The sequence below is a fragment of the Haemophilus pittmaniae genome, assembly GCF_900186995.1.
GTDB lineage: Bacteria > Pseudomonadota > Gammaproteobacteria > Enterobacterales > Pasteurellaceae > Haemophilus_D > Haemophilus_D pittmaniae.
The window spans coordinates 1,502,297-1,526,137 of sequence record NZ_LT906463.1; the positions used below are offsets into that span (position 1 = coordinate 1,502,297).

A 23,841-nucleotide genomic window follows, 5' to 3' on the forward strand; every position below is an offset into this window, starting at 1 on the left:
TAAAAACTGCCGAAAATTTCGGCAGTTTAGAGTGATTAGAAGCTTAATCTCGCAGTGTCTTGTGCAATTACGAGTTCTTCGTTGGTTGGAAGAACGATTGCTTTGAATTTAGAATCATCAGCAGTAATTACGCCTTCTTTACCAAAGCGAGCAGCGAGGTTACGCTCGTGGTCTAGTTTTACACCGAATAATTTTAAATGATTCAATGCTAATTCACGAACGTGAGCGGAGTTTTCACCAATACCACCAGTAAATGCGATCGCATCTAAATGGTCATCACCTAAAATAGCCATATAGGCACCGATGTATTTTGCTAAACGATAGCTGTAAACATCTAATGCACGCTTAGCTTCAGGTTTGGATGCATCATCGTAGTTATCTTCGGCATAACGACAGTCGCTGGTCACTTGAGTTAAACCTAAAAGACCTGATTTTTTCACTAAGGTGTCTTCGATTTGATCCATTGACATGCCTAAATTTTTGTATAGATAGAATACGATTGCTGGGTCGATATCACCACAACGAGTACCCATCACTAAGCCTTCTAACGGAGTTAAGCCCATTGAAGTATCAATACATTGACCATGACGAACGACAGAAACAGAACCACCATTACCTAAGTGACAGATAATAGCATTTACTTGATCTGCAGGTTTACCTACACGTTTTGCAATTTCACGGGAAATAAAGAAGTGGCTTGTACCGTGGGCGCCATAGCGACGTACACCGTGTTCTTGGTATAAAGAGTATGGAAGCGCGTAAAGGAATGCTTCTTCAGGCATAGTTTGGTGGAATGCCGTATCAAACACAACAACGTTTTTATCTTTTAAGTGCGGGAATGTTTTGAACGCTTCACGAATACCAATTAAATGAGCAGGGTTGTGAAGTGGTGCGAATTGAGCAGCTTCTTCAATGCCTTTAACAACTTCATCAGTCACAACTACAGATTGGGTATATTTTTCACCGCCGTGAACGATACGGTGACCAATCGCCGCAATAGAGTTTTTAAGCTCATCAGTCATGATGTTTGATGCGATAAAGTTAAGTGCTTCGGTATGTGCAGCACCGGCACCAAGATCAGCATTACCTTTTTCACCATTAATTTTCCATTTGATGCGAGCTTCCGGAAGGAAGAAGGCTTCTGCCAGACCGGATAATTTTTCATCACCTGTCGCAGGATCTAAAATGGCGAATTTTAAAGAGGAACTGCCACAGTTAAGGATTAGAACTAATTTAGACATAAGAACCCTATCTTATCGTTGAGGTTAGAGAATATCGTTTATCGCTCAAGCGATAAAAGACACGAAAATCGACGCATAGGATACACCTTTTAGCGAGGAAAATAAATTCGTGGCCGCATAAAAAACGGATCTTTGCTAACAATGTGGAAAATTTAAACGTTCTTTACTGTGTAATGACAAGGGAATTTAAAACCAGTATGATCGGCGCCCTTAAAATGCAGGTAATCGCATTGATTTTCTGTGTACTAGTAGGGAGATTTTGTGGCACTTTTGGTAACGTTAAAAGCCGGCCAGCGATATTTGCAGAATTGGCCGTTAAATCCCAAATTAGCAATGATTTTTGCTGAAAATCGAGTAATTAAAGCAACTCGTTTTGCTGAACGGGTAATGCCTTTTATAGCGGTATTTGCGATTTGTTGGCAGCAATTGTATGGCAACGGGGAAATTATGGCATTGGCCGCCTCGATATTAACTGCCATTTTTGCACTGTGTATTCCGTTACAAGGGCTATACTGGTTGGGAAAACGGGCTCAGACTAAGTTACCTGATGCTACGGTGGTTGTTTTTAAAGATATTCTCACTCGTTTGGAACAAAAAGGGATTAATCGAATAGCCCCCGTAGAGCCAAGATTTCAAGATTTAGCAGAGGTTTTACGCTTGGCTGAGAGTCATTTGTCATCGGACTTCTGGGAATCCATCTAATTGACGCAAACGTTTTCCTTTTTTTTATGTTTTCTGTAGAATAGCGCGGTCGTGCAGCCGACCCGTTGGTTTAAGAGGGTTATTTAATGATCGATTATATTATTATTGGCATCATCGTTTTTTCTATTATTGTCAGTTTATTACGAGGCTTTGTTCGGGAAGTAATGTCTCTTGCCAGTTGGGTTGTCGCCTTTATTGTGGCCAGTCAATTTTATCCGTATCTAGCGGTCCATTTAGAACAAATCGAGTCTTTGTATATTCGTAATGCTACGGCCATCGGTATTTTATTTGTCGCAACTTTGATTGTCGGTGCCATCATTAATTATGTTATTGGTCAATTGGTAGATAAAACTGGATTGACCGGTACTGATCGCGTATTAGGCGCTGCATTTGGTTTTTTACGTGGTGTGTTGATTGTTGCCGCTATCTTATTTTTCTTGGATACGTTTACTAATTTTGAACAAACCGAGTATTGGAAGGAATCACAACTCATTCCGCATTTCGGTTTTATCATCGAATGGTTTTTTCAACAATTGCAAGCCAGCTCTAGTTTTTTAAACTCAACCTTAAAACAGTAAGGATTAACCTCTATGTGTGGAATTGTCGGTATTGTTAGCCAAACTCCGGTTAATGAATCTATTTATGCAGCCTTAACCCTATTACAACATCGTGGGCAAGATGCTGCAGGGATTATTACGGTAGATGAGGAAAATCGTTTCCGTCTGCGTAAATCTAACGGTTTGGTTAGTGATGTATTCCGTCAAGAACACATGTTGCGATTGCAGGGAAATAGCGGGTTAGGCCATGTACGCTATCCAACAGCTGGAAGTTCAAGTGTATCTGAGGCACAACCGTTTTATGTAAACTCTCCTTATGGATTAAGCTTAGTCCATAACGGCAATTTAACAAATTCAAGCGAACTTAAAGAAACTCTTTTTAAACAGGCTCGTCGTCATGTAAATACCAATTCTGATTCTGAATTATTGCTTAATATCTTGGCGAATCATTTAGATAAAATTAATAAGGATCATTTAACCGCGCAGGATATTTTTCAAGCGGTACGTGAAACTCATAGGGATATTCGCGGAGCCTATGCCTGTTTAGCGATGATTATTGGTCATGGCATCGTTGCTTTTCGTGATCCCTTTGGTATTCGCCCACTAGTTTTAGGTAAAAGGGTGGAAAATGGAAAAACTGATTATATGTTTGCTTCGGAGACAGTGGCATTAGATATTGTTGGTTTTGAATATGTTCGTGATGTCGCGCCAGGGGAGGCCGTTTACGTGACCTTCGAAGGTGAACTTTATAGTGAACAATGTGCCGAACATGCGGTCTTAAAGCCGTGTATTTTTGAATATGTTTATTTTGCCCGCCCGGATTCAATCATGGATGGTGTGTCTGTTTATGCCTCCAGGGTGCATATGGGAGAAAAATTAGGGCAGAAGATTGCCCGTGAATGGCAGGATGAAATTGCTGATATTGATGTAGTAATTCCTGTACCTGAAACTTCAACGGATATTGCGTTACAAATTGGTCGAGTATTAAATAAACCTTATCGTCAAGGTTTTGTAAAAAATCGCTATGTAGGTAGAACCTTTATTATGCCTGGGCAAGCGCAACGCATAAGTTCTGTTCGTCGCAAGTTGAATACGATCAAAGCAGAATTTAAAAATAAAAATGTTTTGTTGGTGGATGATTCGATTGTACGCGGCACCACTTCAGAACAAATTGTAGAAATGGCTAGAGCCGCCGGTGCGAAAAAGGTTTACTTTGCTTCTGCAGCCCCAGAAATTCGTTATCCAAATGTTTATGGTATTGATATGCCGACTAAACATGAACTGATCGCATATGGTCGAGATGTTGATCAAATAGCCCGTTTGATAGGGGTGGATAAATTGATATTCCAAGATCTTGAAGCGTTGAAGGAATCAGTGCTACTGGAAAATCCGGCTATCCAAGGTTTTGATTGTTCCGTTTTCACCGGGGAATATATTACCGGTGATGTAACTGAACAATACTTAGAGAGTATTGCGTCGCAACGTAATGACTTAGCGAAGAAAAAACGCGAAAAAGATGCTACGAATCTGGAGATTCACAACGAGAATTGATTCGGAGTTTTATTAGTCTATTGCGGCCGCTTAGGTTCTTCCATTTGGAGAACATTACAAAGCGGCCGTTTTTATTGTGGTAAAGGAAATGTTAAAGGTGAAAAAATCTTTTTTATTGTTATTAGGAGCATTGATTTCGTTTAATGGCAGAGCAGAAATTTCATCGCCAATAGAAAATAGCCAAGCAGTTGTACAGACGCATCCCAAAGAAAGCGGTTTAATGCTCGATATTGCAAGGCATTTCTATCCGCCGGAAGTTATCAAATCTTTTATTGATACTTTAAGTGAAGCCGGCGGTACTTTTTTACATTTACATTTTTCCGATGATGAAAATTATGCTTTAGAAAGCGAATTATTAAATCAACGAGTGGATGGAGCAATACAAAAAAACGGAATTTATATTAATCCGCTTACCCAAAAACCTTTTTTAAGTTATCAACAAATTAAAGATATTAAGGACTACGCAAAATTAAAAGGGATTGAAATTATTCCAGAATTAGATAGCCCAGCTCATATGAGAGGAATTTTTCGTTTATTGCAAAATGCGAAGGGTAAAGATTATGTGCAGTCAGTGGCCTCGCCACAAGTCTCTGATGAAATCAATATGACTAATCCGCAAAGTATTGCATTTATACAGGACTTATTGGATGAAGTGATTAATGTATTTGCTAATAGTAGCCGCCATATACATATTGGTGGGGATGAATTTGGTTACGATATTAATAATAACGAAGAATTTATCGGTTATGCCAATACATTAACTGAATTTTTACGGCAAAAAGGATTAAAAGCTCGTATGTGGAATGATGGGCTTATTAAGAAGAATTTAGACAAATTGGATCCTAGCATTGAAATTACCTACTGGAGTTTTGATGGAGATAAACAGGATCAGCAGGAAGTGAAACGCTTACGTAGTGCGCGAGCAGCATTACCGGATTTATTGACAAAAGGATTTAAAGTACTGAACTATAATTCCTATTATTTATATCTGACACCGGAATCGGCCACGGCTTTTCCTAAGGATGCAGAATTTGCTAAGAACGACTTATTAAAAAATTGGGATTTAGGCGTTTGGGATGGCGAGAACAAGCAAAATAAAGTTGCTAACTCAGAAAACCTAATTGGTGCAGCATTATCAATTTGGGGCGAAAATGCAAAGGCGCTAAAAAGCGAGAATATTCAAAAAGACTCTAAACCATTGTTAAAAGCGGTCATACAAAAAACGAATCTTGCCAGTCAGTAGCAAAATAAAAAACGTCCGGTAAAGGACGTTTTTTATTGGTAATGAATTATAAATTTGGGCGAACACCAAGTGTGTGACAGATAGCGTAGGTTAACTCGCTGCGGTTTAAGGTATAAAAGTGGAAATCATGGACACCTTCGCGGGATAACACTTTTACCATATCCATTGCAACACTAGCCGCAACCAGATTACGGGTGGTTTGATCGTCATCCAATCCTTCGTAGGCTTTTGCCAACCAGGTTGGAATTTTCACATTTGTGAATGATGCCATTTTTTGCAGTTGTTTGAAGTTTGTTACCGGTAAAATTCCCGGAACGATTTCAGTATCAATTCCGATGGAAGCACAGCGATCACGGAAACGTAGGTAATTTTCAATATCAAAGAAAAATTGTGTAATAACGTGATTCGCACCGGCATCAATTTTACGTTTTAAATTGATGAGATCTGCCTGTGCTGATTTAGCCTCCGGATGCACTTCCGGATAGGCTGCAACAGAAATATCAAAATCCGCTACGGAACGGAGGAGTTCAACTAAATCTGCCGCGTAAAATGGTTTTTTATCATAACCAGCCGGAATATCACCACGTAGTGCAACAATACGACGGATACCGCTAGCCCAATAATCTTTAGCGATTTGTTTGAGTTCTTCCGGTGTTGCATCAATACCGGTTAAATGGGGCGCTGCTTCAAGTCCTGTTTCTGACTTTATGGCTTTAACAATACTGTGAGTTCTATCCCGTTCGCCTGAATTTGCGCCATAGGTGACGGAAACGAATTTTGGCTTAAGGGTTTTTAAACGATGAATGGAGTCCCATAGCATGTTTTCCATTTTTTCATTTTTCGGCGGGAAGAATTCAAAAGAAACATTAATTTTTTTGTTGTTAATGTCGGCAATATGTTGATTGAGAGTATCAATTTCTTTGGCATAACTCATGGCGCACCTTCTTATTATTGTTTGGCTTGTAACAGCATCATAGATAAAGCTTTTGCATGCGTCAATTTCAATCATTTCATAAAAGTAATGAATAAAATTAATATTTACTGCAATTGATAGGCATTTTAAAAGAAAATGGATTTATTTGCACAAAAAGTTAGCATTTCCGCTCAAAATCGGTATAATGCGCCGACCCTGTAAATGCACGGATTCCCACCGTGCATTATTTTATCGAGATCACACTCGAAGGGGTGATGATTGAGATCAATGGTTGTGTTTCATCTGAAACACTGGGTATCAAACTAATATTTTGGTAATTAATTAATGAAAACTTTTGTAGCAAAACCGGAAACAGTAAAACGTGACTGGTATGTGGTAGATGCGACAGGTAAAACTTTAGGTCGTTTAGCTACTGAATTAGCACGCCGTCTTCGTGGTAAACACAAGGCTGAGTACACTCCACACGTAGATACTGGTGATTACATCATCGTTATCAACGCAGACAAAGTGGCAGTAACTGGTCGTAAAGAAACAGATAAACTTTACTACTGGCACACTGGCTATGTAGGTGGTATCAAACAAGCGACTTTCAAAGAAATGATCGCTCGCCGTCCTGAAGCGGTGATTGAAATTGCGGTTAAAGGTATGTTGCCAAAAGGCCCATTAGGTCGTGCAATGTTCCGTAAATTAAAAGTGTATGCGGGTGCAGAACACCAACACGCAGCACAACAACCACAAGTTTTAGATATTTAATCACGAGGTTTAGGATATGGCAGAGAATCAAAACTACGGCACTGGTCGCCGCAAAAGCTCTTCAGCTCGTGTATTTATCAAACCGGGCAGTGGTAAAATCACTATCAACCAACGTGAATTAGACGTGTATTTCGGTCGCGAAACTTCTCGTATGATCGTTCGTCAACCGTTAGAGTTAGTTGAGTTACTTGATAAATTAGACCTATACATCACTGTTAAAGGTGGTGGTATTTCTGGTCAAGCGGGTGCAATCCGTCATGGTATTACCCGTGCATTGATGGAATACGATGAAACCCTTCGTCCTGCACTTCGTGCAGCCGGCTTCGTTACTCGTGACGCACGTCGCGTTGAACGTAAAAAAGTGGGTTTACACAAAGCACGTCGTCGTCCACAATACTCCAAACGTTAATTTTACGTTTACAAAAGCCGCGGTTATCGCGGCTTTTTTCTTGTCTTTTTTCCTTAGCTTTTTTATTTCATCTCTAGACTTCAAGCTTTTTCGTTAAATTCATTTGTAGTAATATACACCCCACTTTTTTCTTTTTTCATGAATTATTTTAATGAAACCAACATTTCTTGAATTGCGTCATCTGAAAACCCTACTTGCGTTAAAAGAAACCGGGAGTGTGTCGCAAGCTGCCAAACGGGTTTACCTCACCCAATCGGCATTATCCCACCAGATTAAATTAATTGAAGAACAATTTGGCCTAGCGTTATTCGAGCGTAAGAGCAATCCATTACGCTTTACGGCTGCGGGCGATCGTCTGATTCGCCTAGCGAATGATATTATTCCTAAAGTTGTGGATGCCGAGCGGGATTTAATGCGGGTTAAACAAGGTGATGCCGGACAGCTGCGCATCGCTGTCGAATGTCATACCTGCTTTGATTGGTTAATGCCGGCGATGGATGCATTTCGCGCCCATTGGAGTCTGGTGGAATTGGATATTGTTTCCGGCTTTCATACGGATCCCGTTGGCTTGCTCTTATCCCACCGGGCTGATTGGGCGATAGTGTCTGAAGTGGAACAAAATGAAGATGTGATTTTTAAACCGCTGTTTTCCTATGAAATGGTAGGCATTTGCGCGAAGGATCATCCGTTGGCTAATAAAGAAATTTGGCAGGCGAGTGATTTTGCTGAAGAAACCTGGGTTACTTATCCGGTCCCTGATGATATGTTGGATTTATATCGTCAGATTTTAAAACCTCAAGGTATTAATCCGCCCCGCCGTACTACCGAATTGACGATTGCTATGATTCAATTAGTGGCCAGCCGTCGCGGTATTGCCACAGTGCCTTATTGGGCAGCATTACCTTATTTAGAAAAAGGTTATGTGGTGGCGCGTAAAATTACGGAGGATGGCTTATACAGCAACTTGTATGCAGCTATTCGTAAAGAGGATGAATCCTTAGCCTATATTGAGGACTTCTATCAAACCGTGAAAAGTCAAAGTTTTTCCACCTTGCCTGGTTTATCGGTATTGGAGTCCTAATGCAGCCCGAACGGTTTTTACGTATTAAAAATGCTGCTTTGGCTGCGTTTCCTTATAGTTTGCCAATGGTGACCGGTTTCCTTTTTATTGGGATTGCTTACGGCATATATATGAAAGCCTTGGGATTCGGTATCTGGTTCCCGTTATTGATGGCATTATTAATTTATGCCGGTTCCGTTGAGTTTATTGCGGCAGGTGCATTGGTTGCGCCTTTTTCACCACTCAGTGTTGCATTGATTACCTTAATGGTGAGTGGGCGGCAAATTTTTTACGCCATTTCCATGCTGGAAAAATACGGCCGTTATCTGGGAAAAAAACGTTGGTACTTAATTAGTTCCTTGGTGGATGAATCCTTTTCCCTAAATTATTTGGCGCAACCGGAAAAGCATATTGATAAAGGTTGGTATATGTTTTTTGTCAGTTTTTACCTGCATATCTATTGGGCTATGGGCGCCGCACTAGGTAATGTGTTTGGCAAGCTGATTCCGGTGGATTTAAAAGGCGTGGAATTTGCCATGACAGCACTTTTCTTGGTGATTTTTTCGGAAAACTGGTTGAAGGAAAAATCCCATGAAAGCTCATTACTCGGCCTGGTAATTGCTTTTTTATCATTACTGATTGTTGGACAGCAGCATTTTTTGATTCCAACACTTTTCGGTATTTGGATTGTGCTTACCGTGCGGCGGCCAAAATTGGCCTCTAAATTGGAGGCATTACAATGACATTAAATGAACAAATCATCACGGTTGCTATTTGTGTCGCCTGTGTGCAGCTAAGTCGTTGGTTACCTTTTTGGATTTTCCCGGCCAATCGACCGGTGCCGGAATATATTCGCTATTTAGGTAAAGTGTTACCGGCCGCAATGTTTGGAATGTTGGTGGTGTATTGCTATAAAAATATTGATATTTTCGGCCCTCACCACGGCTTGCCCGATTTCCTAGCCGGAGCCTTGGTATTAGGGCTGCATTTCTGGCGTAAAAACATGTTTTTGTCGATTGCGGCCGGCACAGTGTTTTATATGTTTCTGGTACAACAGGTGTTTGTATAACTCACCTGGCTTCTATGATTAACGCGGGCAATTTGCCCGCGTTATGTTTTCTAAAACGCCCCTTCGAAATCAAAAGTTTTTCTGAAAATGAGCGCTAAGTCATTGATTTTATTAGTGTTGGTCTAAAAATGTATTTTTGCCTGGCGTAGCGAGATTTCACCGGCGCTGAAATGCTGAATCTGTCCATCGATTGTTACCAATAAATGTCCTTGGGAATCGATACCACATTCTTGGCCACTTTCTATTGTATCTGCTTTTAATAGATTGACCGTCTGCCCGGCATAAGCATTACGCGCTTGCCAACGCTGCTGAAATGCGCCATCAATCCCTGCGCGGGCAAAGCGTTCGATTTCCCGATAAATCGCAGGAATGACGGCAATAAGTGCCTGAGTGCGATCGGTTTGTGGATCGATGTCGTAAAGTGAGGCGGTAGCTCGTTCAAGGGCGAGTTCGGAGGGCAGTTTGGCATTGATACCGACACCAATCACCAATTCCCGACGACCGTTACGATTGCTGATTACATCTAACGAAATGCCCGCCATTTTGGCATCTTGATATAGCACATCATTTGGCCATTTCACCTGTGCGCCAAAGGTTTCGGCAATGGCTAAACCAATTGCCAAACTTAAGCCTTCAAGGCGCTCATCGGCTTCTAAGGTCCAGTAAAAACTAAAAATAAGTTGGCCGCCGAAAGGGGAGAACCATTGATTGCCGCGACGACCGCGACCGGCGGTTTGAAATTCAGCCAGACAGAGCGCCCCTTTCTGTAGTGTAGCCCGTTGCTGTTCGATAAAGTCATTGGTTGAAGAAAGTATCGGTTGATAAAATATAGGGAATGATGGCAGCGCTTGCCGCAGTGCTTCAACATCCAGTAAAGGCAATGTGGGGATAAGGCAAAGATTATCTGCCTGATGCTCGATATTGACGCCTAAGGTTTTTAGACGATGGCATGCATCGAGCAGCTGAGAGCGGGATAAATTGAGTTTACGCTGAATTTCTGCGCAGGATTTTGGATGGCAATCGGCCATTAAATTCAACAATTCGATATTCATGCTTTCTCCAAGAAAAATTACTCGCTAATGCTACCATAAAAGCAAAAAATTTATTTACAACAAAGGGCAATATCTATAGAATGCCGCCGCAATATTTTTCAGTTAAACCTCAATAGAGAGAATATTGCAATGCTTAGAATCAAACAAGAAGCGCTGACTTTTGACGATGTGTTACTCGTCCCTGCGCACTCCACAGTTCTTCCGAATACAGCCAATCTTTCTACCCAACTCACCAAAGAAATCCGTCTGAACATTCCAATGCTTTCCGCTGCGATGGATACCGTTACCGAAACTAAATTAGCAATCTCTTTAGCACAAGAAGGCGGCATCGGCTTTATCCACAAAAATATGACAATTGAACGCCAAGCGGATCGTGTGCGTAAGGTGAAAAAATTCGAAAGCGGTATTGTTACCGAGCCGGTCACAGTTTCTCCAAATTTAACCCTTGCCGACTTGGCTGAAATGGTGAAGAAAAACGGCTTTGCCGGTTATCCGGTAGTTGATGGTGAAAATAACTTAATTGGTATCATCACCGGCCGTGATACTCGCTTTGTAAAAGATTTAAACAAAACTGTTTCAGAATTGATGACGAAAAAAGAAAATTTGGTGACCGTGAAAGAAGGCGCCAGTCGTGAAACAATTTTGGAATTGATGCATAAACACCGCGTAGAGAAAGTGCTTGTAGTGGACGATAATTTCAAACTAAAAGGCATGATCACCGTTAAGGATTTCCAAAAAGCGGAACAAAAACCAAATGCTTGTAAAGATGAATTCGGCCGTTTACGCGTAGGTGCTGCAGTTGGTGCAGGTCCGGGCAATGAAGAGCGTATTGATGCTTTAGTGGCTGCCGGTGTGGATGTACTGCTAATTGACTCTTCCCATGGCCATTCAGAAGGCGTATTACAACGTGTGCGCGAAACCCGTGCAAAATATCCAAATTTACCAATCGTTGCCGGTAATGTGGCAACCGCCGAAGGGGCAATTGCATTAGCGGATGCGGGTGCTAGCGCAGTGAAAGTGGGTATCGGTCCAGGTTCAATTTGTACTACCCGTATCGTGACCGGTGTAGGTGTTCCACAAATCACCGCTATTGCTGATGCAGCCGCGGCATTAAAAGATCGTGGCATTCCAGTTATCGCGGACGGTGGTATCCGTTTCTCTGGTGATATCGCAAAAGCTATCGCTGCAGGCGCAAGCTGCGTAATGGTGGGTTCTATGTTTGCCGGTACTGAAGAAGCACCGGGTGAGATCGAACTTTACCAAGGTCGTGCATTTAAATCCTATCGTGGTATGGGCTCATTAGGTGCGATGGCGAAAGGCTCATCAGATCGTTACTTCCAATCGGATAACGCTGCAGACAAACTCGTACCAGAAGGTATCGAAGGCCGTATTCCATACAAAGGTTACTTAAAAGAAATCATCCACCAACAAATGGGTGGCTTACGTTCTTGCATGGGCTTAACTGGCTGCGCAACCATCGAAGAATTACGCACAAAAGCAGAATTCGTTCGCATCAGTGGTGCCGGTATTAAAGAAAGCCATGTTCACGATGTAACTATCACTAAAGAAGCGCCAAACTATCGTATGGGCTAACCGTAGGGTGGGCTTTAGCCCACCTTTTGTTATTTTAAAGTGCGGTTGATTTTTGCAAAGTTTTGGGAAAAATTGACTGCCTACACTATCAATAATAAGAGCATTATAAATGACAAACATCCACAATTATAAAATCCTAATCCTCGACTTTGGTTCACAATATACTCAACTGATTGCACGTCGTGTGCGTGAGATTGGCGTGTACTGCGAACTTTGGGCGTGGGATGTTACCGAACAACAAATCCGTGATTTTAATCCGGACGGTATTATTCTTTCCGGTGGTCCGGAAAGTACCACCGAAGAAAATAGCCCACGTGCGCCGGAATATGTGTTTAATGCCGGTGTGCCTGTGTTGGGCGTTTGCTACGGTATGCAAACTATGGCGATGCAGCTTGGTGGTTTAACAGAAACCTCTGATCATCGCGAATTCGGTTATGCCTCTGTTTTAATGGAAAATCCAACCGCACTTTTTGCAAATTTAAATGACGGTGATAACAAATTGGATGTATGGATGAGCCACGGTGATAAAGTGACCCGTTTGCCGGAAAACTTCCAAGTAACAGGTACGACACCAACTTGTCCGATTGCTGCGATGTCTGATGAAAGCCGTCATTTCTATGGCGTGCAATTCCATCCAGAAGTAACCCATACCAAAAAAGGTTTGGAATTATTGACTAACTTTGTCGTGAATATTTGTAAATGCGAAACTAAATGGACGGCCGAAAACATCATTGAAGATGCCGTTGCCTGCATTAAAGAACAAGTCGGTGATGATGAAGTGATTTTAGGTTTATCCGGTGGTGTAGACTCTTCTGTGGTTGCACTACTTTTACATCGCGCTATCGGCAAAAACTTACACTGCGTATTCGTGGATAACGGCTTGCTCCGCTTACACGAAGGCGATCAAGTCATGGAAATGTTTGGCGATAAATTCGGCTTAAACATTACCCGTGTTGATGCAGAAAGTCGTTTCTTAGGTGAACTTGCAGGTGTATCTGATCCTGAAGCGAAACGTAAAATTATCGGTAAAGTATTCGTGGATGTGTTCGATGATGAATCGAAAAAACTGACTAATGTGAAATGGTTGGCGCAAGGTACGATTTATCCTGACGTAATCGAATCAGCAGCCAGCAAAACCGGTAAAGCACATGTGATTAAATCTCACCACAACGTAGGTGGTTTGCCGGATTATATGAAATTAGGCTTAGTTGAACCGTTACGTGAATTATTTAAAGATGAAGTGCGTAAAATCGGTTTGGCATTAGGCTTACCGGCTGAAATGATCAACCGCCACCCATTCCCAGGTCCGGGTTTAGGCGTACGTGTACTAGGCGAAGTGAAAAAAGAATACTGCGATTTATTACGCCGTGCCGATGCGATCTTTATCGAAGAATTACGCAATAGCGGTTGGTATGAAAAAACCAGTCAAGCTTTCAGCGTATTCTTACCAGTGAAATCCGTAGGTGTGATGGGCGATGGCCGCAAATACGATTGGGTTATCTCGCTACGTGCGGTAGAAACCATCGACTTTATGACCGCTCATTGGGCACACTTGCCTTATGATCTATTAGGCAAAGTGTCTAATCGTATTATTAACGAAGTGAACGGTATTTCCCGTGTCGTGTATGACATTAGCGGAAAACCACCAGCAACTATCGAGTGGGAATAAGCTAAACACTCCAACAAAGGGCAAATTATTTTGCCCTTTGATTTTTTCTATTGTTTAATAACGGCAAATTTTTCTGCTGTCACATTATGGATATTGCATTACTTTTAGGCTCAAAAATTATTGAGCTGACTTTGATCGTTTTAATGGGCTATGCCTTGGTAAAAGCCAAGTTGCTCAAATCTGAGGACAGTCGTCCGCTATCGATTATCGGCCTGTATATCATCAGTCCGTCGGTGATGATTGAAGCCTTCCAAATTGATTACACCCCTGAAATTTTACGTGGTTTGTTATTGTCTTTGGCAATGGCGGTATTTTTACAACTGTTATTGATCCTTATCGGGCGGGTGCTGAAGCAAGTATTTAATCTCGATCCTATCGAACATGCAGCTTCCATTTATTCCAATTCCGGCAATCTGATTATTCCGCTAGTGATGTCCTTATTCGGTAAAGAATGGGTGATTTACGCCAGTTGTTTTATCGTGGTACAAACCTTTTTATTTTGGACTCATTGTCGCTTAATTATTGTTGGCAAAGGGCTGTTATCGTTGAAATCGGTGCTGACCAATATCAATTTATGGTCGATTTTTATTGGAGTTTGTTTATTTGCTTTGCAAATTAAATTACCGGCCTTTATTAACGGCACGCTTTCTATGGTGGGGAGTTTTATTGGCCCGAATGCAATGTTGATTGCCGGTATGTTAATAGCCTCGATTCCGTTACGTAGCATCATTTCTTCAAAACGCATTTATTTGGTGACGGCTTTACGTTTGTTGGTGATTCCGCTGTTTTTGCTGGTGATAGTGAAATTGTGTGGTTTTGCGGGATGGACTGAAAATGGCGCAACCATTGCCATGATAAGTTTCTTGGCTACCACCAGTCCGGCGGCAGCAACGGTGACTCAAATGGCGCTGATCTTTGGTAATAATGCGCAAAAAGCCAGCGCAATTTATGGTGTCAGCACCATGCTTTGTGTGTTTACTATGCCACTGGTGATTGCACTGTATCAACTGTGGTAGAGAAACGCCCCCACAAAAATAAAAGTTTTTCCCAAAAAGATATGTAAGTCATTGATTTTATTATGATTGGTTTAAAAATGCATTTTGCTAGGATTAAACCGACTTTACCTTGCTCATACACAGCAATGAAATGGCGATTAATCCCAATGCGATATAAAGTACGGCCTGGTAGCTCCAATATTCAGCAATCAGGCCGGCAATAGGTCCACCCAAAACCCAACTGCTTTTTGCTGCATTGCTAAATAGAGTAGTGGCACTGCCCATTTGTTCCGGCATTAAATCCTGAAAATACACCATCCCGATGGTCGCGGTGATGCCAATAAAGATCGCATTCAGTAATTGTAAGGCAACCAACTGCCAAGTCTGCTCAGCTAGGCTCATACCACAATAAAACAGTAAGCCTGCAATTAATGCCGCCAGCATTAAATTTTTCTTTGCCCAATAGCGGGACAACCAGCCGGCGAATAACATAATTGGAATTTCTAATCCTGCAGCCGTGCCCATTAATGTACCGGCTAATTCCTTATCCAAATGCAATTCGTGAATCACAAATAACGGCATATTAATCAAATACATACTGTTACAGGTCCATAACAATAAATTAGCGATAAATAAATAGGTGACACTTTTGCGTGGCGATTTCTGTGGCTCGTTGGAAACTTGAGTGCCTGTCTGGCGTCGTGGCACTTGTGGTAGCAGGCGGCTGACTAGGGCACATAGCAAAAATGCGCCGGCACTCACTAAATAAAGATAATCAAATCCCCAGTTGAGGGCAATGAAGAAGGAGAGCGGAGGGCCGACGATCCAAGCTAAGGAGATTTGAGTACGCATGATAGTGGTGAACATTACAGTTTCACGTCCGCTGCTTTCCGCATATTCCCGAGCCAATGCAAAGGATTGCGGATTGGCCGCAGAACCTAAACCCAGTAAGGTGGTTGCAACGAGAATCAAGATGTAATAATTGCGATTAAAGGCAAATAGCAGGCAACCTAATACCGCAATTAAACAGCAAAAGATCATTACCTGCCGACGATCAGGCAAGCGATCCGAATAGCGGGCTAGGATTTGGCTTAAAACAATACCGATCAAGGCATTGACCGCATAAAATAATCCCACAAGAAATGGGGAAACCTGCAATTCCTGTGATAAGAAAAGACTTAAGGTTGGCGTTTGAAAAGCTGATGCAATACCGGTTAAAAACGCGATTAATAAAAAGTTGAATGCGATTAGGTTGGCCGCGGAGGGCGCGGGATTGGGACGAAACATAATGACTACAATAAAACTAACAGGGATGCGATTATAAAAGGATAAGTGCTTTCGTCAATAAAGATGCCGTTATACGTGACGTCTATTTTTTAGTATAATTTGCCGCCTGAATGAAATAACCAACCATTGGGTTGAACTATTTCTCCTTTCTTTAATCCAATGGGCTTTATTGCCTTAATATCCAAAAGATAATGAATAAATATTTGATTTCCTTAGATAAAGATGTTGAACGCCGAGAGCTTTTTTTTGCTCAGGCAGAAACCGCGGATTTTCACACCTTTTCGGCATTTAATACAATGCAAAAAGCTGAGGATGAGTTGCTCGCTTTGTTTGATTTTGCAAAATTTGCTCAACATTACAGCCGTCATGTCACGAAAGGCGAGATCGGTTGTACCTTAAGCCATTTAGGTGTGTATCGTTTAATTGTAGAAGATGCAGCGATTGGCGAAGAGGATTATGCGCTGATTTGTGAAGATGATGCGTTATTCAATCCGGAATATTATCAGCAAGCGTTGCCATTGCTTGTTCAGCAATGCAAAGAGGATATTGTGTTGATAGGGCAGTCAAAAATTGCCGATTTTGCGGATATCGAATTGGAAATCAATTATCCAACAACATTTTCCGCCTTATGTCAGCATGCCGGTTCCATCACTTACGGGTATCCTTATAAAAGCTATTTTGCCGGTACGGTAGGCTATTTAATTAAAAAATCGGCAGCTCGCAAATTATTGGCGCCGCTATCTCAAGGGAAACCGTTTTGGTTAGCCGATGATTTTCCGTTATTTGAAACCTTTGGCATTTATAACAATGTGGTGCGTCCTTTGTTGGTGATCGAAAATCCGAAACTTGCCAGTAATTTGCAGAGTGCACGAGGTTCTATTGCGAATAATTGGCTGAAAAAATGCCTTAAATATCCGGCGAAGAAATGTTTGGCGATACAGCGTAATTGGGGTAAGTAATTCATCATGAGCGCTATTTTTAATCTCTTTTATCTTTATGATCCCTGGTTTTTCCATTTTCTGCGTATGTCATTGGTGGCCGGCGTGGCTGCTTGTGCATGGCTGTTATATCAATTTTGGAAAAGTAATTATCAAAAATCCCTAGTGATTCCACTGGATAGCCTGCTTGTGTTAATTGGTTTGATTGTCTTTAGCCTGCTGCCGTTATTGATTAATGGTACAAGGGATTTTTCCGTGGTTATCATGTATGTCAAAGGATTGTTATTATTCTTGTTTGGCGTTGCTGCTTATAACGCCTTTTATCAAATACCACAGGGCCGGGAAAAGTTAGTGACGGATTTGCGTATCGGTGTTTTTGTACAATTTGTGCTGGGGTTGTTGGGATTATTGGGGATCAACGCAGCTATTGATTTTGCGCTAAATGCCCATGCCTATTTGCCACGTTTTTATGGATCGGAACAGGAATACCGATTGTATAACTTGACCTCGGCTGCGTTTTTCCAACTAAGCCTATTTTATTTGGTGCTATTACATTTTTTATTAGCCTACGATGAAAAACATCGCATTAAATCCTCTTGGTGGATCTTCGCTGTGCTGTGCATTGGACTGATTTCAGGGCGAACATTCCTAACACTATCGCTGTTGAGCTTGCTTTTATATTTCAAATGGCGCTATTTGCCTTGGTTTATTGCCTTTGCGGCGTTGGTATTGGCGTTGGCCTATTTTATGCCACAAAATCCCTATGTTGAGCATGCCTTAGAACCCGTGATTAATTTGTTAAATGGCGCGGATCATTTGAGTTCATCTACTGATACACTGATGAAAAATCATTTGTTTATGCCAACCTTGCCTCAATTCTTAACCGGTGATGGCATGTATATGACGGGCGCCGTTGATGTTGGCCGTTATTACGGGCACACCGATTCTGGATTTTTACGCCAAATTCTCTATGGTGGTTTTTCCTATGCCCTAGTTTGTTTCTTGGTCACCTATTTCTTTGTACGTAAAGTGGCCTTGAATTGGTTCCAGGGAAGTTGGAAATTTACCCTTTCATTGTTGGTGGTTTTAGCCTTTTGTAACATTAAAGCAGATACCTTTGCCTTCCCCGGTATTATGTTTGTGATGTTGATGTTTTTATCACAGTTTGGTACGTCGGGGCGTTCGCGTACATTATTTTCTCGGGAGTCTTAAGCATGATTTTTAGTATTATTGTGCCTTCTTACAATCGAAAAGCAGAAATTCCGGCGTTATTAAGTGCATTGGCACGGCAAACCCGTTTTAATTTTGAAGTTGTGATTGTCGATGACTGTTCCCGTGAAGCGGTGGAAGTCATTGGAGAGTATCCGTTTCCAGTGCGTGTGATCCGTAATCAGCAAAATCAAGGTGCTGCACAAAGTCGTAATATTGGTGCAGCGGCTGCGCAAGGTGACTGGCTATTGTTTTTGGATGATGATGATCGTTTTAGCGATGATAAATGTGCTGTATTGGAAGACTGTATTGAGCAGAATCCGACTGTTAATTTTTTATACCATCCGGCTAAGTGCAGCATGGTGAATGAAGGCTTTAGTTATGTGACTAAGCCTTATCAAAACCCACAGGACTTGACTGTAGAGAATATTTTACGAGCCAATAAAATCGGTGGAATGCCAATGATTGCCGTGACTAAAGCGTTATTTGAAAAGGTTGGCGGATTATCAGGAGAGCTACGTTCCTTGGAAGATTACGATTTCTTGTTGAAACTCTTACAACAATCGGAATTCAAACCGTTATTTATTAATGAACCATTGACCTTATGTGCATTTCATACGCGCCGGGATAGCGTTTCAACGGATAGCACTAATACGCAAAAAGCCATTGCTTATATTCGTCAGCACTATGTCAAAACCGATGAGCAGGCGAGTAATTTTACACTCAATAGCGAGTATATGTTGGCCTATCCAAAGGTAATGAATTTATCTCGCTCCGCTGCTCCGCATTATTGGCGGATTTTTAGAGCCTCAAAAAATCTAAAAGCATTAGTAATCTGTTTGGTTATTTTAATTTCTCCACAATTGGCGATTAATTTAAAGAGATATATTTAATGAAGTTTTCCGTATTAATGTCTTTGTACATCAAAGAAAACCCGCAATATTTGCGGGAATGTTTTGCTAGTTTAAAAGCGCAAACCCATCCGGCCGATGAAATTGTATTGGTTTTAGACGGTGCAATTACTGCTGAATTACAAGCGGTAGTTGATGAATATTTATCTCAGTTACCCTTAAAAATCGTGCCTTTAGCGCAGAATAGAGGGTTGGGAAAAGCATTAAATGAAGGGCTACAACATTGTAGTTTCGATTGGGTTATGCGCATGGATACCGATGATATTTGTGTGCCGGAGCGTTTTGCCAAGCAAATAGAATTCATCGAAAAACACCCAGATACTGTTGTGTTTGGCGGTCAGATTGCCGAATTTGGGGAAAATGTTCAGGATATCGTGGCCTATCGTAACGTCCCGACCAGTACTCAAGATATTGTGCAATTTACTCAAAAGCGTTGCCCGTTTAACCATATGACGGTCGCTTACCAAAAAGAAGCGGTATTAGGTTGTGGTGGTTATGAGGACTTGCAGGAAGATTACTATCTTTGGATCAAATTGGTTGCACTTGGTCAAAAGGTCGCGAATTTACCGGATATTTTGGTTTATGCCCGGGTAGGGAATGGAATGGTTGGTCGCCGTCGCGGAGTAAATCAGGCTAAAGCAGAATGGCGGCTATTTAAATTAAAATACCGTTTGGGTATTCAAGGATTGTTATCCGGTTTAATGACCTTTGCTATGCGTTCAGGCGCTCGCTTATTACCGACAGGGTTATTAAAAGCAATTTATCAACGCTTTTTGCGTAAATAGGGCAGTAAATGAAATTTAACAAGAAATTAAGTCTCTCGCTATTATCGGCGTTATTGGTGTTAGCGGGATGTTCAGGATCGACATCAAGCAATAACAATACTACTTCACAAAATTTGCAGCCGCTTGCTTTTAGTACGCCATACAATAAACCACGGGTAATGAGCAACTTTAACGATTATGTGCTGTTTTTAAAGGATAAAGCATTAGCTGAGGGTGTTTCTAAATCAGTACTTGCAGCACAAAATAATATCCAATATATGCCAAAGGCTGTTGCTTTAGATCAGGCTCAGGCCGGACGTTCTAAGCGAGATCCTAGCCAGCCACCGATTATTAATCCGAATGCCACTACTAATTATTTAAATAAAGTGCTAACAAGTGCCAAGGTTGATACTGCAGTTGAACGATATGATGAGGTACGCGTACCTTTACAACAAGCTTCGCGTAAATATGGCGTACAGCAGGAGTATTTGTTGGCATTATGGGGAATGGAAAGCAGTTTTGGCTATTATCAAGGTTCCTATGATGTTTTATCGGCATTAGCAACCTTAGCTTTTGATGGACGACGGGAGGATTTATTTGCCCGAGAATTTATCAATGCGATGAAAATGTTGCAGCAGGACCACATTCAACGTCATAAGATGTTAGGCTCTTGGGCGGGGGCGATGGGACAAACCCAATTTATGCCAAGTTCTTTTCTGTCTTATGCCGCCGATGGTAATGGCGATGGGCTGAAGGATATTTGGAGCAACCAGTTTGATGTGTTTGCATCCATTGCCAATTATTTGCATACCGTAGGATGGGATGACAAATTACCTTGGGGCGTTGAAGTGACACTAGCTGAGCCGATTTCTTATTCATTAAGTGGCATTGAAAAGGCTAAAAGTCGTTCGCTTTCCCAATGGCAATCAATGGGGGTTGGACTGAAAAGTTTTACGGCGGAAAATCAGGAGAAATTAATCGCTTTAGCTAATGCCGAGTTATGGCTGGTAATGCCGGATAGAGAAGCAGGACGGATATTCTTAGTTTCAAATAATTTCCGTACTATTTTAGATTGGAATAAATCTAATTACTTTGCGATTAGTATTGGAATGTTTGCTGATCGTATTAAAGAGGAAACCGGGTTGTAGTAACCAATACATAGATAAAAGAGCCTTATATTGTAAGGCTCTTTTTTTATTTTTTATTTAATAATGAATGAGATATATTATATGAGTTTTTATGATTTTTAATAATCTTTGATGCTTATCAAAAAAATAAAAATTTGCTATTGCGATTTTTATCCATCTATAGATAATAAACCAAATAATAATGAATTTCATTTGGAGTCATGAGCAATGTCTACTCGTAGTATTCGCTATTTTTTATTTACCCTTATTTTTATCCTTTCTCCCTTTGCCTTAGCGCAAGATAACTACCAACAATGGGTTGATGATATTACTGCTCGTTTGGATAAAACGGCACAATTGATTCAACAAGGGAATACCGATGATGCCCGTACTGAAGTTCAAATGGCTTATTTTGAAGTGTTTGAAAATTTAGAAGGTCCAATTCGTATCAATTTTTCAGCACAAAAAAGCTATCAGATGGAAGCGACTTTTGGCGAAATTCGCAAGATGATTGGCGAAGGCAAATCGCAACAAGAAATTCAGGCTAAAATTAATCAGTTAAAAAATGAATTGCAGGAAGTCTTGCCTTCCTTAATTGAAGGACATCAACTCAATGCTGATGGTCAACATGGCGTGTATGACAATCAAGATATTGCCCCGTATTGGCAACAAAGCTTTAAAACCATTGATGATTTGATTGCGAAAGGTATTGAGGCTTATCAGAATGGCGACCTTGCCAATGCTAAAAAATATTTCCAACAAGCCCAATATGATGGCTATAAAAATTCTGAAATGGAGATGTCCGTTCGCCAGAATCGTTCCTCTGAAACATCTGCCGCGATTAATCAGCAGTTTTATAATCTTATTCGTTTAAGTGAGCAACCTGAACAAATTACAGAATTAGGCTACCAAAGTACCCAATTACTACAAAATATTGAAGAGAATTTGCCTAACTTACCGACCACCCGGGAGGAGCAAAATATTCAATCGGATAATGCACAAATCGCAGCCGATAACCAACCTGAGCAAGATTGGAGTAAGGTCGCTGATGAAGTGAACCAACGTATCCAACAGGCGATTGAGTTATATCAGCAGGGGGAGACCAAGAAGGCTATTCTTTCCGTACAGAGCACTTATTTTGATGTGTTTGAAAATAGCGGTATGGAAAATAAAGTGGGCTCTCGTGATAGTAACTTTAAAGCAGAGTTAGAAGGTTACTTTACCCGTTTACATAGTTTAATGAAAGCAGAGCAAGGAGATCAGTTACAGGCTCAGGCCGATGGGCTTAAACAAAATTTGGCTAAAGCCGTTGATATGTTACAAGGCGAATCGCAAAGTGATTGGTCAATGTTCCTGTATAGTTTGTTGATTATCCTCCGCGAAGGTTTGGAAGCTTTACTCATTGTTGCAGCAATTGTGGCCTATTTAGTGAAAAATAATCATCAGGATAAATTGCCAGTCATTCGTCAGTCGGTTTATGTTGCATTAGCAGCGAGTGTGGTTACAGCTTTTATCTTCCAACTTATCTTTGAAAACTCTGGGCAAAATCGTGAGCTATTAGAAGGCTTTACAATGATTTTTGCGGTTGTGATGTTGTTTATGATGAGCTATTGGCTACTTTCTAAAGTTGAGGCTCAAAACTGGAAGCGCTATTTAGAAGGAAAACTTTCTACGGCCCTGACAACAGGCTCATTGATCGGATTGTGGTTAACCAGCTTCCTTGCGGTTTATCGGGAAGGGGCTGAGACCGTTCTTTTTTACTATGCGTTAGTGGGCGATGCCAAAAATGCGGTTAGTTACATTTATCTTTTCGCCGGTATTGCTGTAGGCTCGGTATTATTGGCTATCAGTTATTTCGTGATGCGTTATACCGTAGTAAAACTACCACTCAAGCCATTCTTTATGTTTACCGGTAGCTTTATGTATTTAATGGCCTTTGTCTTTGCCGGCAAATCCGTTTTAGAGCTGATTGAGGGTAAACTGTTTGAGCCTACCTTAATTAGTCGTGTACCTGAAATTTCCTGGTTAGGTATTTATCCTTACGTAGAAACCTTGGTGCCACAGTTAGTTTTAGTTGCCGCTGCGATAGTTGCTTTGTTTATTATGAAATATCAAGGCCAAAAGGCAGCAAAAACAGAAGTTCAAGTAGAAGCAGAAGCTGATACAAAAGCAAAAACACAAAAATCTACCATAGTCCATTAAGGAGAATTAAAATGAAAAAAACACTTTTAGCTGCAGGTTTACTTGCCGGTATTTTTGCCGCATCAACCGCTAATGCATTCCAAGAATATCCGATTGGTGAAGCTGTCACCATGAATGAAATGGAAATTGCCGCAGTATATTTAAAACCTGTTGACATGGAGCCACGTGGTATGGGCTTGCCGGCAGCTAAATCTGATATCCACTTAGAGGCGGATATTCATGCTGTTAAAGGAAATAAAAACGGTTTTGGCGATGGTGAATGGATGCCTTACTTAACCATCAATTACACCTTAGTCAATACCGATACCGGTGAAAAACAAGAAGGTACCTTTATGCCAATGGTGGCTGGTGATGGTCCACACTATGGGGCAAACGTAAAAATGATGGGCGCAGGTAACTATAAATTAACCTATCATATCGATCCTCCATCAAAAGCAGGTATGCACCGTCATACCGATCCTGAAACCGGCGTTGGACGTTGGTGGAAACCTTTTGATGTGAATTATGAATTTAAATTCACCGGTATCAAATAAGCGGTTTGGAGAGAAAACCTGTGGTAACGCAGGTTTTCTCTT

At 41.2% G+C, this 23,841-nt stretch carries 23 protein-coding genes; 19 read left to right on the forward strand and 4 right to left on the reverse strand.

Annotation, left to right across the window (positions count from 1 at the left end):
- Window positions 1-35: 35 nt before the first annotated feature.
- Window positions 36-1,241: an acetate kinase gene (locus CKV74_RS07305; RefSeq protein WP_095176950.1), complete on the reverse strand. Its 1,206-nt coding sequence runs from the start codon at window positions 1,239-1,241 to the stop codon at window positions 36-38.
- A 261-nt stretch (window positions 1,242-1,502) separates the two neighbouring features.
- On the opposite strand from CKV74_RS07305, the gene yfbV reads away from it, so the two are divergent.
- The 4 genes from yfbV (at window position 1,503) to CKV74_RS07325 (ending at window position 5,294) form a co-directional block, all read left to right on the forward strand.
- Window positions 1,503-1,943 carry a terminus macrodomain insulation protein YfbV gene (gene yfbV / locus CKV74_RS07310; protein WP_007241418.1) on the forward strand — a complete coding sequence of 147 codons (441 nt, stop codon included), beginning with the start codon at window positions 1,503-1,505 and terminating at the stop codon, window positions 1,941-1,943.
- An 86-nt stretch (window positions 1,944-2,029) separates the two neighbouring features.
- The gene (locus CKV74_RS07315; protein ID WP_095176951.1) at window positions 2,030-2,521 is read left to right on the forward strand and encodes a CvpA family protein; all 492 of its coding nucleotides are present in this window, start codon (window positions 2,030-2,032) and stop codon (window positions 2,519-2,521) included.
- 12 nt (window positions 2,522-2,533) lie between these two features.
- Window positions 2,534-4,051 carry an amidophosphoribosyltransferase gene (gene purF, locus CKV74_RS07320; RefSeq protein ID WP_095176952.1) on the forward strand — a complete coding sequence of 506 codons (1,518 nt, stop codon included), beginning with the start codon at window positions 2,534-2,536 and terminating at the stop codon, window positions 4,049-4,051.
- 88 nt (window positions 4,052-4,139) lie between these two features.
- The gene (locus tag CKV74_RS07325; protein ID WP_308569785.1) at window positions 4,140-5,294 is read left to right on the forward strand and encodes a family 20 glycosylhydrolase; all 1,155 of its coding nucleotides are present in this window, start codon (window positions 4,140-4,142) and stop codon (window positions 5,292-5,294) included.
- Window positions 5,295-5,340: 46 nt separating this feature from the next.
- Here CKV74_RS07325 and metF read toward each other — a convergent pair whose 3' ends face one another.
- A complete protein-coding gene (gene metF / locus CKV74_RS07330) occupies window positions 5,341-6,228 on the reverse strand; it encodes a methylenetetrahydrofolate reductase (RefSeq protein ID WP_095176953.1) in 888 nt (295 codons plus the stop codon).
- Between the two features lie 324 nt (window positions 6,229-6,552).
- Here metF and rplM point away from each other — a divergent pair, with 324 nt between their 5' ends.
- The 5 genes from rplM to CKV74_RS07355 all read left to right on the forward strand — a co-directional run bounded on the left by rplM (window position 6,553) and on the right by CKV74_RS07355 (window position 9,519).
- Window positions 6,553-6,981 (forward strand): 50S ribosomal protein L13, encoded by a 429-nt coding sequence (rplM, locus tag CKV74_RS07335; RefSeq protein ID WP_005628896.1) that lies wholly within the window; start codon window positions 6,553-6,555, stop codon window positions 6,979-6,981.
- Between the two features lie 16 nt (window positions 6,982-6,997).
- Window positions 6,998-7,390 (forward strand): 30S ribosomal protein S9, encoded by a 393-nt coding sequence (rpsI, locus tag CKV74_RS07340; protein WP_007241417.1) that lies wholly within the window; start codon window positions 6,998-7,000, stop codon window positions 7,388-7,390.
- A gap of 151 nt (window positions 7,391-7,541) precedes the next feature.
- Window positions 7,542-8,471 (forward strand): LysR family transcriptional regulator, encoded by a 930-nt coding sequence (locus tag CKV74_RS07345; protein WP_007241493.1) that lies wholly within the window; start codon window positions 7,542-7,544, stop codon window positions 8,469-8,471.
- Entirely contained in the window at window positions 8,471-9,193 is a 723-nt protein-coding gene (locus CKV74_RS07350; RefSeq protein ID WP_007241453.1) for an AzlC family ABC transporter permease, read from the forward strand. The genes CKV74_RS07345 and CKV74_RS07350 overlap by 1 nt, the downstream gene beginning before the upstream one ends.
- Window positions 9,190-9,519 (forward strand): branched-chain amino acid transport AzlD family protein, encoded by a 330-nt coding sequence (locus CKV74_RS07355; RefSeq protein ID WP_007241444.1) that lies wholly within the window; start codon window positions 9,190-9,192, stop codon window positions 9,517-9,519. Before CKV74_RS07350 ends, CKV74_RS07355 begins: the two co-directional genes overlap by 4 nt.
- A gap of 122 nt (window positions 9,520-9,641) precedes the next feature.
- Here the strand turns inward: CKV74_RS07355 and birA are convergent, their stop codons facing one another.
- Window positions 9,642-10,571, reverse strand: a complete 930-nt coding sequence (gene birA, locus CKV74_RS07360; RefSeq protein ID WP_007241441.1) for a bifunctional biotin--[acetyl-CoA-carboxylase] ligase/biotin operon repressor BirA — start codon at window positions 10,569-10,571, stop codon at window positions 9,642-9,644.
- A 129-nt stretch (window positions 10,572-10,700) separates the two neighbouring features.
- On the opposite strand from birA, the gene guaB reads away from it, so the two are divergent.
- The 3 genes from guaB to CKV74_RS07375 all read left to right on the forward strand — a co-directional run bounded on the left by guaB (window position 10,701) and on the right by CKV74_RS07375 (window position 14,849).
- Window positions 10,701-12,164 carry an IMP dehydrogenase gene (guaB, locus tag CKV74_RS07365; RefSeq protein ID WP_095176954.1) on the forward strand — a complete coding sequence of 488 codons (1,464 nt, stop codon included), beginning with the start codon at window positions 10,701-10,703 and terminating at the stop codon, window positions 12,162-12,164.
- A gap of 109 nt (window positions 12,165-12,273) precedes the next feature.
- Window positions 12,274-13,833, forward strand: a complete 1,560-nt coding sequence (guaA, locus tag CKV74_RS07370) for a glutamine-hydrolyzing GMP synthase (protein WP_007241490.1) — start codon at window positions 12,274-12,276, stop codon at window positions 13,831-13,833.
- A gap of 86 nt (window positions 13,834-13,919) precedes the next feature.
- Window positions 13,920-14,849, forward strand: coding sequence for an AEC family transporter (locus CKV74_RS07375; RefSeq protein WP_007241480.1), 930 nt, complete (start codon window positions 13,920-13,922; stop codon window positions 14,847-14,849).
- A gap of 93 nt (window positions 14,850-14,942) precedes the next feature.
- Here CKV74_RS07375 and CKV74_RS07380 read toward each other — a convergent pair whose 3' ends face one another.
- Entirely contained in the window at window positions 14,943-16,115 is a 1,173-nt protein-coding gene (locus tag CKV74_RS07380) for a sugar efflux transporter (RefSeq protein WP_007241423.1), read from the reverse strand.
- 191 nt (window positions 16,116-16,306) lie between these two features.
- Here CKV74_RS07380 and CKV74_RS07385 point away from each other — a divergent pair, with 191 nt between their 5' ends.
- From CKV74_RS07385 to CKV74_RS07415, 7 genes are all read left to right on the forward strand, one after another.
- Window positions 16,307-17,074, forward strand: coding sequence for a glycosyltransferase family 25 protein (locus CKV74_RS07385; protein WP_095176955.1), 768 nt, complete (start codon window positions 16,307-16,309; stop codon window positions 17,072-17,074).
- 6 nt (window positions 17,075-17,080) lie between these two features.
- Window positions 17,081-18,265, forward strand: coding sequence for a hypothetical protein (locus CKV74_RS07390; protein ID WP_007241416.1), 1,185 nt, complete (start codon window positions 17,081-17,083; stop codon window positions 18,263-18,265).
- A 5-nt stretch (window positions 18,266-18,270) separates the two neighbouring features.
- Window positions 18,271-19,155 (forward strand): glycosyltransferase family 2 protein, encoded by an 885-nt coding sequence (locus tag CKV74_RS07395; protein WP_095177147.1) that lies wholly within the window; start codon window positions 18,271-18,273, stop codon window positions 19,153-19,155.
- Window positions 19,155-19,958 carry a glycosyltransferase family 2 protein gene (locus tag CKV74_RS07400; protein ID WP_007241431.1) on the forward strand — a complete coding sequence of 268 codons (804 nt, stop codon included), beginning with the start codon at window positions 19,155-19,157 and terminating at the stop codon, window positions 19,956-19,958. Before CKV74_RS07395 ends, CKV74_RS07400 begins: the two co-directional genes overlap by 1 nt.
- 8 nt (window positions 19,959-19,966) lie before the next feature.
- Entirely contained in the window at window positions 19,967-21,085 is a 1,119-nt protein-coding gene (locus CKV74_RS07405; RefSeq protein WP_007241464.1) for a lytic murein transglycosylase, read from the forward strand.
- A 207-nt stretch (window positions 21,086-21,292) separates the two neighbouring features.
- Window positions 21,293-23,266, forward strand: coding sequence for an FTR1 family iron permease (locus tag CKV74_RS07410; RefSeq protein WP_007241487.1), 1,974 nt, complete (start codon window positions 21,293-21,295; stop codon window positions 23,264-23,266).
- Window positions 23,267-23,277: 11 nt separating this feature from the next.
- On the forward strand, window positions 23,278-23,799 hold the full coding sequence (locus CKV74_RS07415) for an iron transporter (protein ID WP_007241472.1): 522 nt from the start codon (window positions 23,278-23,280) through the stop codon (window positions 23,797-23,799).
- Window positions 23,800-23,841 lie beyond the last annotated feature (42 nt).